Source organism: Escherichia sp. HH091_1A (assembly GCF_030295175.1).
Taxonomy (GTDB): Bacteria; Pseudomonadota; Gammaproteobacteria; order Enterobacterales; family Enterobacteriaceae; genus Escherichia; species Escherichia coli_F.
Window position 1 is genome coordinate 4,079,156 of record NZ_AP025747.1, and the last position, 13,264, is coordinate 4,092,419.

A 13,264-nucleotide genomic window follows, 5' to 3' on the forward strand; every position below is an offset into this window, starting at 1 on the left:
GTTACCCCTGTCGAAACAGTTCACCCGTCAGGGCATCGCGGATTTCTGAAGGATTTAAACGCCCTCCCGTTTCACCAGGCACAACCGGGAACGCTGCGCCAAATTGTGCGCGAACTTCGTCTACTGTTCGACAAGGCGGCAATCCACTCAAGTTGGCACTGGTAGAAACCAGCGGTTTACCATAAGCCTGGCACAAAGCAACCACCAACGGATGGTCGGTGACTCGTACAGCAAGCGAATCAAAGCGGCCTGTCAACCAGCGCGGTGTTGTCGCAGGCGCGGGAAAGACAAAGGTGACGGGACCTGGCCAGCGAGAAAAAATGGTTTCACGCTGCGCATCAGTCAGCATGCAGTCATCAATATAGGGTTTAAGCTGCTCGTAATTTGCCGCGATTAAAATCAGCCCCTTATCAACCGGACGCTGTTTTAGTTCCAACAGTCTCATCACTGCTGTTTCGCTATCAGGATCGCACCCGACACCGAAAACGGCTTCCGTGGGATAGGCGATGACACGTTCTTCATTGAGGACATCTATCGCAGCTGCGATAGCGTCTCCTTGCAGGTTATTATTCACGTTATTATTCCGCCGAAACCGGCTTTCCACATTGTTTACTGGCACAAAAGTGTTTTACACCCTGCGCGGTTTTCTTTTCGATGAGTAGCGGATAATGACACTCAGGGCATTCTCCGGCTATAGGTTTGAAGTTAATGGCAAATTGACACTCCGGGTAGCGATCACAGGAATGAAATGTTTTGCCATAACGGGAGCGGCGCTGGACCAGATGGCCCGTCCGACATTGAGGACATGTAATTGCTGTTTCGTCCGGTTTATCGATAAGTTCGGTATGTTCGCATTCAGGATAGTTACTGCAACCAACAAACATACCAAAGCGCCCCTGGCGTAAGACCAGATTTGCGCCGCATGCAGGGCAAATCTGTCCCTCCAGAACTTTGACGATATGTCCATCCGCTGAAGATTTCAGAGGACGGACGTAGTCACACGCCGGATACTGTGAGCATCCAAGAAACGGACCGTGTTTCCCGGATCGAATAACCAGTTCAGTCCCGCACTTTGGGCAGGACTCATTATTACGCACCGTGAACAGTGCTGATTTCGCCATAACAACTTATGCTGAATTAAAGAAATGATTAATGCAGCATACCTTCATTCACTTCAAAGAGTAATTCTTCCATTTGCTGGTACGCATTTTCGCAGCCCGGAATATTGAACAACACCATCAGGATTACCCATTTCAGGTCTTCCAGGTCGAACTCAGCGGTATCCAGCGCGAGCACTCGCTCTATCACCATTTCACGGGTTTCAAGGTTAAGCACCTGAATTTGCTCAAGGAAAAGCAGAAAACCACGGCAGCTGGCATCCAGTCTTTCACACTCTTCAGGGGTATAAATACGCATGGAGAGTGGATCAGAGGCCAGTTGCATCGGTTCTGCCAGTCCTTCCTGATAATCCGCAAGCTTTTCCAGCCAAAGCAGTGCATTGTAGATATCTTCTCGATCAAATCCTGCGTCGGTAAGATCCTGTTCAAGTTTGTCTTGATCCACACGCAACTCAGCTTCTGTGTGAATATAGGTTTCAAACAAATACATTAGTACGTCGAACATGGCATGCCCTCCTCAATCGGACATAGCCGCCGGGTACAGCTGCGATCCATCCTGCTAACTCCAGTTCGAGTAGTTGAGTAACTACCTCTGGCACAGGTTGGCCGGCACGTTCAGCGACGACGTCAACAGGTGTTACCTCATCTCCTACGTTAGCCAGGAGCTCAGGAAATGGCAATGCCACGTCTTCCTGATCTGGTGAATAAAATGAATTTTCAGGCGCGTCTGGCAACCAGTGCAATCCAAATTGCAAGTTTTCCAGAATTTCTTCCGGTTCCGTCACAAGAATCGCACCTTGTTTTATTAACCAGTGAGGCCCTTCGCTTCCCGGATTCCCTATTGGACCTGGCAAGGCAAAAACTTCTCGCCCCTGTTCAAGCGCACAACGCGCTGTCACCAGCGAACCACTGCGCAAAGCAGCTTCCACCACAAGTACACCTTTACTTAGACCACTGATAATGCGATTTCTTCGCGGGAAATTGTAAGCAAGAGGTGGAACATCGAGGGGAAATTCCGAGACGAGAGCTCCGCCATGTTCAAGCAGACTGGTAGCCAGCCGGGCATGGCGGCGGGGATGAATGGTATTAAGTCCATTCCCCAATACAGCAATGCTGACGCCATTCACCTGCAAGGCCGCTTTATGCGCCACACCATCGATTCCTCGCGCCAGTCCACTCGTAATTGTCACTCCACGCGTCGCCAGAGTTTCGCAAAATAATCGTCCCCAGCGTTCGCCATACCATGAATGCGCCCGACTCCCCACTACAGCAAGCTGAAATGAATGCAATGCGCGCAGTTCTCCAGCAACAAACAGCGCACCGGGGTAATCTGCTGTCGCCAGAAGTTGGGAAGGATAAAATTCACTATCCGCTGAGATTAAATGATGGTTTGGTTGATTCAACCAACAAAGTGAGCTCTCAATACTCTTTGGCGGAAATGAAAGAAAGCGTTGTGCCTGCCGCAATGTAAGCCCTGTTTGCTGCAATACAACCGCATCAATATGCGACTGTTTTGCCAGCCAGTGAGCTATACGGACCATATCATCGCCGTACAAGCTGCTGACGCTCATTAAACGCAGCCAAATTTCTGTATCGACCATCCTTATCTCCCTGCCATAAGCAGTCTTAGCAATCTTTGCGATTGGTCAGTGATGCTGTCAATCAGAGGGGGATTTGTCTAGAATAGAAGAAATAATCTTTCTAACTCCTGAACACATCTCTGGAGATTTATGTCAGTTTTGCAAGTGTTACATATTCCGGACGAGCGGCTTCGCAAAGTTGCTAAACCGGTAGAAGAAGTGAATGCAGAAATTCAGCGTATCGTCGATGATATGTTCGAGACGATGTACGCAGAAGAAGGTATTGGCCTGGCGGCAACCCAGGTTGATATCCATCAACGTATCATTGTTATTGATGTTTCGGAAAACCGTGACGAACGGCTGGTGTTAATCAATCCGGAGCTTTTAGAAAAAAGCGGCGAAACAGGCATTGAAGAAGGTTGCCTGTCGATCCCTGAACAACGTGCTTTAGTGCCACGCGCAGAGAAAGTTAAAATTCGCGCCCTGGACCGCGACGGTAAACCATTTGAACTGGAAGCAGACGGTCTGTTAGCCATCTGTATTCAGCATGAGATGGATCACCTGGTCGGCAAACTGTTTATGGATTATCTGTCACCGCTGAAACAACAACGTATTCGTCAGAAAGTTGAAAAACTGGATCGTCTGAAAGCCCGGGCTTAAGGATAAGAATTAACGTGTCAGAATCACTACGTATTATTTTTGCGGGTACACCTGACTTTGCAGCGCGTCATCTCGACGCGCTGTTGTCTTCTGGTCATAACGTCGTTGGCGTGTTCACCCAGCCAGACCGACCGGCAGGACGCGGTAAAAAACTGATGCCCAGCCCGGTTAAAGTTCTGGCTGAGGAAAAAGGTCTGCCCGTTTTTCAACCTGTTTCCCTGCGTCCACAAGAAAACCAGCAACTGGTCGCCGACCTGCAGGCTGATGTTATGGTCGTCGTTGCCTATGGTTTAATTCTGCCGAAAGCTGTGCTGGAGATGCCGCGTCTTGGCTGTATCAACGTTCATGGTTCACTGCTGCCACGCTGGCGCGGTGCTGCACCAATCCAACGCTCACTATGGGCGGGTGATGCAGAAACTGGTGTGACCATTATGCAAATGGATGTTGGTTTAGACACCGGTGACATGCTCTATAAGCTCTCCTGCCCGATTACTGCAGAAGATACCAGTGGTACGCTGTACGACAAGCTGGCAGAGCTTGGCCCACAAGGGCTTATCACCACATTGAAACAACTGGCAGACGGCACGGCGAAACCAGAAGTTCAGGACGAAACTCTTGTCACTTACGCCGAAAAGTTGAGTAAAGAAGAAGCGTGTATTGACTGGTCACTCTCGGCAGCACAGCTTGAACGCTGCATTCGCGCTTTTAATCCGTGGCCGATGAGCTGGCTGGAAATTGAAGGACAGCCGGTTAAAGTCTGGAAAGCATCGGTCATTGATACGGCAACCAACGCTGCCCCAGGAACGATCCTTGAAGCCAACAAACAAGGCATTCAGGTTGCGACGGGTGATGGCATCCTGAACCTGCTCTCGTTACAACCTGCGGGTAAGAAAGCAATGAGCGCGCAAGACCTCCTGAATTCTCGTCGGGAATGGTTTGTTCCGGGCAACCGTCTGGCCTGATAGTCCACTCTTCTAAGCCCGGTCTTGCCGGGCATTTTTATTTTATATTTATGAAAAAACAACGTAATTTACGTAGTATGGCGGCACAGGCCGTTGAACAAGTCGTCGAGCAAGGGCAATCATTAAGCAACATTCTGCCACCGCTCCAGCAAAAAGTTTCCGATAAAGACAAAGCGCTTCTTCAGGAGTTGTGCTTTGGCGTACTGCGTACGCTCTCACAGTTAGACTGGCTGATTAATAAGTTAATGGCCCGTCCGATGACCGGCAAGCAGCGGACCGTGCATTACTTGATTATGGTTGGTTTGTATCAACTGCTTTATACCCGTATTCCACCTCATGCCGCGCTGGCTGAAACGGTTGAAGGCGCTGTCGCAATTAAGCGCCCTCAACTTAAAGGGTTGATTAACGGTGTGTTACGCCAGTTCCAACGTCAGCAAGAAGAGTTATTAGCCGAGTTTAATGCCAGTGATGCACGTTATCTGCATCCTTCCTGGTTACTGAAGCGTCTGCAAAAAGCGTACCCAGAGCATTGGCAATCTATCGTTGAAGCCAATAACCAGCGTCCGCCAATGTGGCTGCGCATTAATCGCACGCATCATTCTCGCGACAGCTGGCTTACCTTACTGGATGAAGCAGGAATGAAAGGCTTCCCGCATACGGATTACCCTGATGCTGTACGGCTGGAAACACCTGCACCTGTTCATGTGCTACCAGGTTTTGAAGAAGGATGGGTTACCGTTCAGGATGCATCAGCACAAGGTTGCATGGCCTGGCTTGCGCCACAAAACGGTGAACACATTCTGGATCTTTGCGCTGCCCCCGGCGGTAAAACAACGCATATCCTTGAGGTGGCACCAGAAGCGCAGGTTCTTGCGGTTGATATTGACGAACAGCGCCTCTCTCGCGTTTACGACAATTTAAAACGCCTTGGTATGAAGGCGACCGTGAAACAAGGTGATGGCCGCTACCCTTCCCAATGGTGTGGCGAGCAACAGTTTGATCGCATTTTATTAGATGCGCCTTGTTCAGCAACCGGTGTGATTCGTCGCCATCCGGATATTAAATGGTTACGCCGCGATCGCGATATCCCTGAACTCGCGCAGTTGCAGTCTGAAATTCTCGACGCCATCTGGCCGCATTTAAAATCCGGTGGAACCCTGGTCTATGCCACCTGTTCAGTGTTACCGGAAGAGAATAGCCAACAAATTAAAGCCTTTCTGCAACGCACAGAAGATGCAATGCTTTGCGAAACCGGAACACCAGAACAACCAGGTAAGCAAAATCTGCCTGGTGCCGAAGAGGGCGACGGCTTCTTTTACGCTAAGCTAATCAAAAAGTGATGAGATAACGGGTCGCGACTGATGAAAATTATCATTCTGGGTGCCGGCCAGGTTGGCGGCACACTGGCGGAAAACCTGGTTGGCGAGAACAACGATATTACTGTTGTCGATACCAACGGTGAGCGTCTGCGGACCTTGCAGGATAAATTTGACCTGCGAGTCGTGCAGGGGCATGGCTCTCATCCACGCGTATTGCGGGAGGCAGGTGCCGACGACGCCGATATGCTGGTTGCTGTAACCAGTTCAGATGAAACCAATATGGTTGCCTGCCAGGTAGCCTACTCACTTTTCAACACCCCTAATCGCATCGCTCGTATCCGCTCACCAGACTACGTGCGCGATGCCGATAAGCTATTTCATTCAGATGCTGTACCGATTGATCATCTGATCGCACCAGAGCAGCTGGTTATCGATAATATTTACCGACTGATTGAGTATCCCGGCGCGCTGCAGGTAGTGAACTTCGCTGAGGGTAAAGTCAGCCTGGCTGTGGTTAAAGCCTATTATGGCGGCCCACTGATTGGTAATGCACTTTCGACCATGCGCGAACATATGCCGCATATCGATACTCGTGTGGCAGCCATTTTCCGCCACGATCGCCCTATTCGTCCGCAAGGTTCGACCATTGTTGAAGCTGGTGATGAAGTGTTCTTTATTGCCGCTTCGCAACACATCCGCGCGGTGATGAGTGAATTGCAACGTCTGGAAAAACCGTATAAGCGGATCATGCTGGTTGGCGGCGGTAATATCGGTGCAGGGCTGGCGCGTCGTCTGGAAAAAGATTACAGCGTTAAACTCATCGAACGTAATCAGCAGCGCGCTGCCGAACTGGCGGAAAAGTTGCAGAATACGATCGTCTTTTTTGGTGATGCGTCGGATCAAGAACTGCTAGCCGAAGAACATATCGATCAAGTTGATCTGTTTATTGCCGTCACCAACGATGACGAAGCCAATATCATGTCCGCCATGCTTGCCAAACGTATGGGTGCGAAAAAGGTGATGGTATTGATCCAGCGTCGCGCTTATGTGGATCTGGTTCAGGGGAGCGTGATCGATATTGCGATTTCACCACAACAAGCAACTATTTCTGCGTTGCTTAGTCACGTGCGAAAAGCCGATATTGTTGGTGTTTCCTCATTGCGCCGCGGTGTTGCAGAAGCTATTGAAGCTGTTGCTCACGGTGATGAAAGCACCTCACGCGTTGTGGGCAGAGTCATTGATGAAATCAAGCTACCACCAGGAACGATTATTGGTGCTGTAGTACGCGGCAATGATGTGATGATTGCCAATGACAATCTGCGTATTGAGCAAGGCGATCATGTAATTATGTTCCTGACGGACAAAAAGTTTATTACCGACGTCGAACGTCTCTTCCAGCCAAGTCCTTTCTTCTTGTAATTAATAAGGCGTCTTCTGGCGCCTTATTATTTCCCTTTTCTTTTCAAGGATTAATTAAATTCATTCCCGGCAGGAAAATAGCTTAACATTTGTTAGACTTATGATTGTCGGCTTTATAGGGAGAATAACATGAGCATTATTAAAGAATTTCGCGAATTTGCAATGCGCGGAAATGTGGTGGATTTGGCAGTGGGTGTCATTATCGGTGCGGCCTTCGGTAAGATTGTCTCTTCACTGGTTGCAGATATCATCATGCCGCCGCTGGGTTTATTAATTGGTGGGATCGACTTTAAACAGTTTGCTGTCACGCTACGCGATGCGCAAGGGGATATCCCAGCAGTCGTTATGCATTACGGTGTCTTCATTCAAAACGTCTTTGATTTTCTGATTGTGGCCTTTGCCATCTTTATGGCGATTAAGCTAATCAATAAACTGAATCGGAAAAAAGAAGAACCAGCAGCTGCACCTGCACCAACTAAAGAAGAAGTATTACTGACCGAGATCCGTGATTTGCTGAAAGAGCAGAATAACCGCTCTTAAAAAGCCCCTGAAAGCAGAAGGCCAGTGGTAAAAAAGTGATTTACGTTCTTGCCACTGGCCTCCCAGTTTCCCCGATTGCCATGTTTTCCTTTTCGCATGTAACTACCTTTCCCCTTCTTATTTTTCTCTACACGCTGTCGGAATAAAGGATCATGTAGCAATGCTTCAATCGCATTATCTTTTATCTGTCCTTTAGTATGCTGATATCGGCTCATAAAAACTCCAATTGGTTATTTAACGGCGCGAGTGTAATCCTGCCAGTGTAAAAAATCAACAGTCACTCTTAACGCCACTCGCCCCTTGTTCAAGAGCTTCAAGAATCGAGCAATAAACACTGCTATGGGCGGTCCCACAACAGGCATCGTTAAGGCGTTGGAGGGAACGCTGCATACTCTGCAACTCGGCTATCCGTGCTTCGACTTCCTGCAATCTTTCCTGCACAATGCCTTTTGACTCCTGACAGGTATGGTGCTCAGGATCGATACGGATCGACAGCAACTCGCGGATCGACTCCAGACTGAAACCAAGTTGTCTGGCATGGCGGATAAATTTCAATCGCTGGAGATCGCTTTCGGTATACAGGCGAAACCCACCTTCGGTACGTACTTCATGCTCCATCATCTGCTGCTTTTCGTAATAACGTATTGTGTCGGGTGTTACTTCCGCCATTTTTGCCAGCTCACCAATGCGATACATACATACTCCACTAGTTATCGTTGATTTTATTCAACAACTTGTCAGCATAATCGCCGCGTAAAAAATCGGTACTCAATCCTGCTTGTCGCAGCTTTAACTCCAGTAATGACAATCGACGACTAATCTCTTGATATTGCGGATCATCGTGACGGATACCTTCGAGGATATCCATAAGATGAATTGCTTCCCTCCGTTGCTCAAGTTCTGGCGGTAAGCAACCAGCATTCTTCAACAAGCGATACCCCGCACGTAATTCTGGTGGCACGTGGGAATCATCATCCAGGATTAATGGTTCGCCGCTACCAGGTAGGTTATCAAACTCACCTTTGGATTGTGCCTCAGTAATATGACGCTCTGCCCACTGGTCAAGTAACCACATAAATACTCCAGGGGATGAACAAAAAGAGTACAGCTATTGTAGATAAGTGGGGATACTACGGGTATAAAAAAACCCGCCGGGGCGGGTTTTTTTACGTTGCTTCAGATTACTCTGCAGCAGCTTCTGCTTTCTCTGAACGATCAACCAGCTCGATGTAAGCCATCGGCGCGTTGTCGCCTGCACGGAAGCCACACTTCAGAATACGAGTGTAACCACCGGCACGGCTCGCGAAACGCGGGCCCAGTTCGTTAAACAGTTTTGCCACGATCTCGTTATCACGAGTACGGGCGAATGCCAGACGACGATTAGCAACGCTATCAGTCTTGGCAAGAGTAATCAGCGGCTCAACTACGCGGCGCAGCTCTTTCGCTTTAGGCAGAGTCGTCTTGATGATTTCATGACGAACCAGTGAACCTGCCATATTGCGGAACATAGCCTGGCGATGGCTGCTGTTGCGGTTCAGTTGACGACCACTCTTACGATGGCGCATGACCTTATCCTTCTCAGTAAAACCTTAACCTGTGATCTGGTTACTCGTCAGCGATGCTTGCCGGTGGCCAGTTTTCCAGGCGCATGCCCAGAGACAGTCCACGGGAAGCCAGCACGTCTTTAATCTCAGTAAGAGATTTTTTACCAAGGTTAGGCGTTTTAAGGAGCTCAACCTCGGTACGCTGTACCAGATCACCGATATAGTGGATAGCTTCTGCTTTAAGGCAGTTAGCAGAGCGGACAGTCAATTCCAGATCGTCAACAGGGCGCAGCAGGATCGGATCGAACTCTGGTTTCTCTTCTTTCACTTCAGGCTGACGTACATCACGTAAGTCAACGAAAGCTTCCAGTTGTTCAGCCAGAATGGTTGCCGCACGACGAATCGCCTCTTCAGGATCGATTGTGCCGTTGGTTTCCATTTCGATGACCAGCTTGTCCAGGTCGGTACGCTGTTCTACACGCGCTGCTTCAACATTGTAGGCAATACGCTCCACAGGGCTGTAGCATGCGTCGACCAGCAGACGGCCGATTGGGCGCTCATCTTCTTCCGAATGAATTCGGGTAGAAGCCGGCACATAACCACGACCGCGCTGAACTTTGATACGCATGCTAATAGACGCGTTCTCATCGGTCAGGTGGCAGATCACGTGCTGCGGCTTGACGATTTCGACATCACCGTCGTGGGTGATATCGGCTGCAGTCACAGGGCCAATGCCAGATTTATTCAAGGTAAGAATAACTTCATCTTTGCCCTGAACTCTCACCGCCAGCCCTTTCAGGTTGAGCAGGATTTCCAGGATATCTTCCTGAACGCCTTCTTTGGTGCTGTACTCATGTAGTACACCATCAATCTCAACCTCGGTCACCGCGCAACCCGGCATCGATGAGAGCAGAATACGGCGCAGTGCGTTACCCAGAGTATGGCCAAAGCCACGCTCTAAAGGCTCAAGGGTCACCTTGGCGTGCGTCGAACTCACTTGCTCGATATCAACCAGGCGCGGTTTTAGAAACTCTGTCACAGAACCCTGCATTGTGTCCTCTCTTTGGTACTAAGCTTTACTTGGAGTAAAGCTCGACGATCAGGTGTTCGTTAATGTCCGCAGACAGATCAGAACGCTCCGGCTTACGCTTAAACGTACCTTCCATCTTGCCAGCATCAACTTCCAGCCAGGTTGGCTTTTCACGCTGCTCAGCCAGCTCCAGAGCGGCTTTCACGCGAGACTGCTTCTTCGCTTTCTCACGAATGCTTACAACGTCATTCGGACTAACCTGATAAGAAGCGATGTTAACAACACGACCGTTTACCATAATTGCTTTATGGCTAACCAGCTGACGTGCTTCTGCACGAGTGGCACCGAAGCCCATACGGTATACAACGTTGTCCAGACGACCTTCCAGCAGAGCCAACAGGTTTTCACCGGTGTTGCCTTTCAGACGTGCTGCTTCTTTGTAGTAGTTACGGAACTGACGCTCCAGCACACCATAGATACGGCGAACTTTTTGCTTTTCACGCAACTGCACACCATAGTCAGACAGACGCGGTTTACGCGCACCGTGCTGGCCAGGAGCTTGTTCAATTTTACACTTGGTATCGATCGCGCGAACGCCAGACTTAAGGAATAAGTCGGTGCCCTCACGACGGCTCAGCTTGAGCTTAGGACCCAAATATCTTGCCATTTTCTTTCTCCAACAAACCTGGAAAACGAGGCGTTATACGCGACGTTTTTTCGGCGGACGACAACCGTTATGAGGGATCGGAGTCACATCAGTAATGTTAGTGATGCGGAAACCTGCGGCGTTCAGAGCACGAATAGTAGATTCGCGGCCTGGACCCGGACCTTTAACCATAACTTCCAGATTCTTGATGCCGTATTCTTTCACGGCGTCAGCGCAACGCTCTGCTGCAACCTGAGCTGCAAACGGAGTGGATTTGCGAGAACCACGGAAACCGGAACCACCGGCTGTTGCCCAACCCAACGCGTTACCCTGACGATCAGTGATAGTCACGATGGTGTTGTTGAAAGAAGCATGGATATGAGCCACGCCGTCAGAGACTTGTTTTCTTACACGTTTACGTGCACGAATTGGTGCCTTTGCCATTATTCAATCACCCCGATTATTTCTTGATCGGTTTGCGCGGACCCTTACGGGTACGTGCGTTGGTCTTGGTACGCTGACCGCGAACCGGGAGACCACGACGATGACGCAAACCGCGATAGCAACCAAGATCCATCAGGCGCTTGATGCTCATGCTGATTTCACGGCGCAGATCACCTTCAACGACAAATTTGGCAACTTCGTCACGCAGCGTGTCGATTTGTCCTTCAGACAGCTCACTGATCTTAACATCTTCAGCGATACCCGCTGCAGCCAGGATGGCTTTAGAACGGGTCTTGCCGACGCCATAAATCGAAGTTAATGCGATTACGGCATGCTTATGATCAGGAATGTTAATGCCTGCTATACGGGCCACTATGCACTCCTACTATTTAATATGTACGTTCCATGCTGAAAAGCCCGTTTTCAGGATACTCAAATGGAAACGCACAGACATACAAAAGATTGGCTGGCTAATCTAGCCAGCTCAACCCAACTTTGCAAGAAAAATATGCGAAAAAATCAGCCTTGGCGCTGTTTATGCTTCGGCTCGGCACTGCAAATCACACGGATGACACCATCACGCTTAACGATTTTGCAGTTACGGCATAATTTCTTGACGGAAGCACGAACTTTCATTTTTACTCTCCGTAACTTCTCGGGCGACCAATTATCGGCCGTAGCCTTTCAGGTTCGCCTTCTTCAATGCAGACTCATACTGACTGGACATCATCAGAGTTTGCACTTGAGCCATAAAGTCCATAATCACGACAACAACGATAAGCAGTGAGGTCCCACCGAAGTAGAACGGTACTTTCATTGCATCACGCATGAACTCCGGGATCAGGCAGATAAAGGTAATGTACAGCGCACCAACCAGGGTCAGGCGGGTCATTACTTTATCGATATACTTCGCCGTTTGCTCTCCCGGACGAATTCCTGGTACAAATGCACCGGACTTCTTCAGGTTATCTGCTGTTTCACGCGGGTTGAAAACCAACGCCGTGTAGAAGAAACAGAAGAAGATGATTGCAGACGCATAGAGTAACACATAAAGCGGTTGCCCAGGCTGCAAATACAGCGAAATTGTTGTCAGCCAGTTCCAACCAGTACCGCCCCCGAACCATGACGCGATGGTCGCCGGGAACAGAATAATACTGGAAGCGAAGATTGCCGGGATTACCCCCGCCATATTCACTTTCAGCGGTAAATGTGTGCTCTGTGCAGCATAGACACGACGACCTTGCTGACGTTTCGCGTAGTTTACCACAATGCGGCGTTGACCACGCTCAACAAATACAACAAAGAACGTCACTGCAAATACTAATACTGCAACCAACAGCAACACGAGGAAGTGCAGGTCGCCTTGACGCGCTTGCTCGATAGTATGGGCAATGGCTGGCGGGAGTCCCGCGACAATACCGGCGAAGATAATGATTGAAATACCGTTGCCGATACCTCGTTCAGTAATCTGTTCGCCCAACCACATCAGGAACATGGTTCCTGTGACCAGACTTACAACAGCGGTGAAGTAGAATGCAAAGCCCGGGTTAATGACCAGGCCTTGCATACCAGGCATATTCGGCAGACCGGTAGCAATACCGATCGACTGGAATATTGCCAGCACCAGAGTACCGTAGCGGGTGTACTGGCTGATCTTACGACGACCAGACTCCCCTTCTTTCTTAATTTCTGCCAACGTTGGGTGAACCACCGTCAGCAGCTGGATAATGATCGATGCCGAAATATACGGCATGATCCCCAGAGCAAAGATAGAAGCACGGCTGAGAGCACCACCAGAGAACATGTTAAACATTTCAATGATGGTGCCTCGCTGTTGCTCAAGCAGTTTGGCAAGTACAGCGGCATCAATACCAGGGATCGGAATAAAAGAGCCAATACGGAACACAATCAGCGCACCGATAACAAACAACAGTCTGCGTTTCAGCTCGCCTAAGCCACCTTTGGCACTTTGAAAATCTAATCCCGGTTGTTTAGCCATCTG

19 protein-coding genes are annotated in these 13,264 nt (G+C 49.4%); 5 read left to right on the plus strand and 14 right to left on the minus strand.

All coding sequences use genetic code 11. The features are described from left to right. Window position 1: 1 nt before the first annotated feature. Genes tsaC through dprA form a run of 4 tightly spaced genes read right to left on the minus strand, consistent with a single transcriptional unit; the run spans window position 2 to window position 2,719 of the window. Window positions 2-574 carry an L-threonylcarbamoyladenylate synthase type 1 TsaC gene (tsaC, locus tag QUF14_RS20450; protein ID WP_001353637.1) on the minus strand — a complete coding sequence of 191 codons (573 nt, stop codon included), beginning with the start codon at window positions 572-574 and terminating at the stop codon, window positions 2-4. Window positions 575-578: 4 nt separating this feature from the next. Beyond that, a complete protein-coding gene (locus QUF14_RS20455; RefSeq protein WP_001129728.1) occupies window positions 579-1,121 on the minus strand; it encodes a DNA topoisomerase family protein in 543 nt (180 codons plus the stop codon). Window positions 1,122-1,149: 28 nt separating this feature from the next. Beyond that, the gene (gene smg / locus QUF14_RS20460) at window positions 1,150-1,623 is read right to left on the minus strand and encodes a DUF494 family protein Smg (protein ID WP_000460672.1); all 474 of its coding nucleotides are present in this window, start codon (window positions 1,621-1,623) and stop codon (window positions 1,150-1,152) included. Continuing rightward, window positions 1,595-2,719: a DNA-protecting protein DprA gene (dprA, locus tag QUF14_RS20465; protein WP_000228564.1), complete on the minus strand. Its 1,125-nt coding sequence runs from the start codon at window positions 2,717-2,719 to the stop codon at window positions 1,595-1,597. Before dprA ends, smg begins: the two co-directional genes overlap by 29 nt. Window positions 2,720-2,848: 129 nt before the next feature. Between dprA and def the strand changes: the two genes are divergently transcribed. The 5 genes from def to mscL all read left to right on the plus strand — a co-directional run bounded on the left by def (window position 2,849) and on the right by mscL (window position 7,598). Further along, entirely contained in the window at window positions 2,849-3,358 is a 510-nt protein-coding gene (gene def / locus QUF14_RS20470) for a peptide deformylase (RefSeq protein ID WP_000114984.1), read from the plus strand. 14 nt (window positions 3,359-3,372) lie between these two features. Then, window positions 3,373-4,320, plus strand: coding sequence for a methionyl-tRNA formyltransferase (gene fmt, locus QUF14_RS20475; RefSeq protein ID WP_000004452.1), 948 nt, complete (start codon window positions 3,373-3,375; stop codon window positions 4,318-4,320). Between the two features lie 50 nt (window positions 4,321-4,370). Further along, a complete protein-coding gene (gene rsmB, locus QUF14_RS20480; protein ID WP_000744789.1) occupies window positions 4,371-5,660 on the plus strand; it encodes a 16S rRNA (cytosine(967)-C(5))-methyltransferase RsmB in 1,290 nt (429 codons plus the stop codon). Between the two features lie 21 nt (window positions 5,661-5,681). Then, window positions 5,682-7,058, plus strand: coding sequence for a Trk system potassium transporter TrkA (gene trkA, locus QUF14_RS20485; protein WP_000691382.1), 1,377 nt, complete (start codon window positions 5,682-5,684; stop codon window positions 7,056-7,058). Window positions 7,059-7,187: 129 nt separating this feature from the next. Further along, window positions 7,188-7,598: a large-conductance mechanosensitive channel protein MscL gene (mscL, locus tag QUF14_RS20490; RefSeq protein WP_000022442.1), complete on the plus strand. Its 411-nt coding sequence runs from the start codon at window positions 7,188-7,190 to the stop codon at window positions 7,596-7,598. On the opposite strand, the gene arfA is transcribed toward mscL, so the two are convergent. The 10 genes from arfA to secY form a co-directional block, all read right to left on the minus strand. Continuing rightward, on the minus strand, window positions 7,595-7,813 hold the full coding sequence (gene arfA, locus QUF14_RS20495) for an alternative ribosome-rescue factor ArfA (protein WP_000092702.1): 219 nt from the start codon (window positions 7,811-7,813) through the stop codon (window positions 7,595-7,597). The two genes, mscL and arfA, sit on opposite strands and share 4 nt — an antisense overlap. A 55-nt stretch (window positions 7,814-7,868) precedes the next feature. Next, window positions 7,869-8,294 (minus strand): Zn(2+)-responsive transcriptional regulator, encoded by a 426-nt coding sequence (gene zntR / locus QUF14_RS20500; protein ID WP_000285606.1) that lies wholly within the window; start codon window positions 8,292-8,294, stop codon window positions 7,869-7,871. A 10-nt stretch (window positions 8,295-8,304) separates the two neighbouring features. Beyond that, entirely contained in the window at window positions 8,305-8,673 is a 369-nt protein-coding gene (locus QUF14_RS20505; RefSeq protein WP_000266527.1) for a DnaJ family domain-containing protein, read from the minus strand. A 106-nt stretch (window positions 8,674-8,779) separates the two neighbouring features. Beyond that, a complete protein-coding gene (rplQ, locus tag QUF14_RS20510) occupies window positions 8,780-9,163 on the minus strand; it encodes a 50S ribosomal protein L17 (protein ID WP_001216368.1) in 384 nt (127 codons plus the stop codon). Between the two features lie 40 nt (window positions 9,164-9,203). Beyond that, the gene (locus tag QUF14_RS20515) at window positions 9,204-10,193 is read right to left on the minus strand and encodes a DNA-directed RNA polymerase subunit alpha (protein WP_001162094.1); all 990 of its coding nucleotides are present in this window, start codon (window positions 10,191-10,193) and stop codon (window positions 9,204-9,206) included. A 25-nt stretch (window positions 10,194-10,218) separates the two neighbouring features. Next, window positions 10,219-10,839: a 30S ribosomal protein S4 gene (gene rpsD, locus QUF14_RS20520; protein ID WP_000135224.1), complete on the minus strand. Its 621-nt coding sequence runs from the start codon at window positions 10,837-10,839 to the stop codon at window positions 10,219-10,221. 33 nt (window positions 10,840-10,872) lie between these two features. Next, the gene (gene rpsK / locus QUF14_RS20525) at window positions 10,873-11,262 is read right to left on the minus strand and encodes a 30S ribosomal protein S11 (RefSeq protein WP_001029684.1); all 390 of its coding nucleotides are present in this window, start codon (window positions 11,260-11,262) and stop codon (window positions 10,873-10,875) included. A gap of 16 nt (window positions 11,263-11,278) precedes the next feature. Further along, window positions 11,279-11,635, minus strand: coding sequence for a 30S ribosomal protein S13 (rpsM, locus tag QUF14_RS20530; RefSeq protein WP_000090775.1), 357 nt, complete (start codon window positions 11,633-11,635; stop codon window positions 11,279-11,281). Between the two features lie 146 nt (window positions 11,636-11,781). After that, window positions 11,782-11,898: a 50S ribosomal protein L36 gene (rpmJ, locus tag QUF14_RS20535; protein WP_000868187.1), complete on the minus strand. Its 117-nt coding sequence runs from the start codon at window positions 11,896-11,898 to the stop codon at window positions 11,782-11,784. A 31-nt stretch (window positions 11,899-11,929) separates the two neighbouring features. Further along, window positions 11,930-13,261: a preprotein translocase subunit SecY gene (gene secY / locus QUF14_RS20540; protein WP_001118861.1), complete on the minus strand. Its 1,332-nt coding sequence runs from the start codon at window positions 13,259-13,261 to the stop codon at window positions 11,930-11,932. Between the last annotated feature and the right edge of the window lie 3 nt (window positions 13,262-13,264).

Bases quoted from the DNA above. Each gene is read 5' to 3' on its own strand.
- QUF14_RS20455 (WP_001129728.1), bottom strand. From the start codon at position 1,121: ATGGCGAAATCAGCACTGTTCACGGTGCGTAATAATGAGTCCTGCCCA.
- smg (WP_000460672.1), bottom strand. From the start codon at position 1,623: ATGTTCGACGTACTAATGTATTTGTTTGAAACCTATATTCACACAGAA.
- dprA (WP_000228564.1), bottom strand. From the start codon at position 2,719: ATGGTCGATACAGAAATTTGGCTGCGTTTAATGAGCGTCAGCAGCTTG.
- def (WP_000114984.1), top strand. From the start codon at position 2,849: ATGTCAGTTTTGCAAGTGTTACATATTCCGGACGAGCGGCTTCGCAAA.
- rsmB (WP_000744789.1), top strand. From the start codon at position 4,371: ATGAAAAAACAACGTAATTTACGTAGTATGGCGGCACAGGCCGTTGAA.
- trkA (WP_000691382.1), top strand. From the start codon at position 5,682: ATGAAAATTATCATTCTGGGTGCCGGCCAGGTTGGCGGCACACTGGCG.
- mscL (WP_000022442.1), top strand. From the start codon at position 7,188: ATGAGCATTATTAAAGAATTTCGCGAATTTGCAATGCGCGGAAATGTG.
- arfA (WP_000092702.1), bottom strand. From the start codon at position 7,813: ATGAGCCGATATCAGCATACTAAAGGACAGATAAAAGATAATGCGATT.
- zntR (WP_000285606.1), bottom strand. From the start codon at position 8,294: ATGTATCGCATTGGTGAGCTGGCAAAAATGGCGGAAGTAACACCCGAC.
- QUF14_RS20505 (WP_000266527.1), bottom strand. From the start codon at position 8,673: ATGTGGTTACTTGACCAGTGGGCAGAGCGTCATATTACTGAGGCACAA.
- rplQ (WP_001216368.1), bottom strand. From the start codon at position 9,163: ATGCGCCATCGTAAGAGTGGTCGTCAACTGAACCGCAACAGCAGCCAT.
- QUF14_RS20515 (WP_001162094.1), bottom strand. From the start codon at position 10,193: ATGCAGGGTTCTGTGACAGAGTTTCTAAAACCGCGCCTGGTTGATATC.
- rpsD (WP_000135224.1), bottom strand. From the start codon at position 10,839: ATGGCAAGATATTTGGGTCCTAAGCTCAAGCTGAGCCGTCGTGAGGGC.
- rpsK (WP_001029684.1), bottom strand. From the start codon at position 11,262: ATGGCAAAGGCACCAATTCGTGCACGTAAACGTGTAAGAAAACAAGTC.
- rpmJ (WP_000868187.1), bottom strand. From the start codon at position 11,898: ATGAAAGTTCGTGCTTCCGTCAAGAAATTATGCCGTAACTGCAAAATC.
- secY (WP_001118861.1), bottom strand. From the start codon at position 13,261: ATGGCTAAACAACCGGGATTAGATTTTCAAAGTGCCAAAGGTGGCTTA.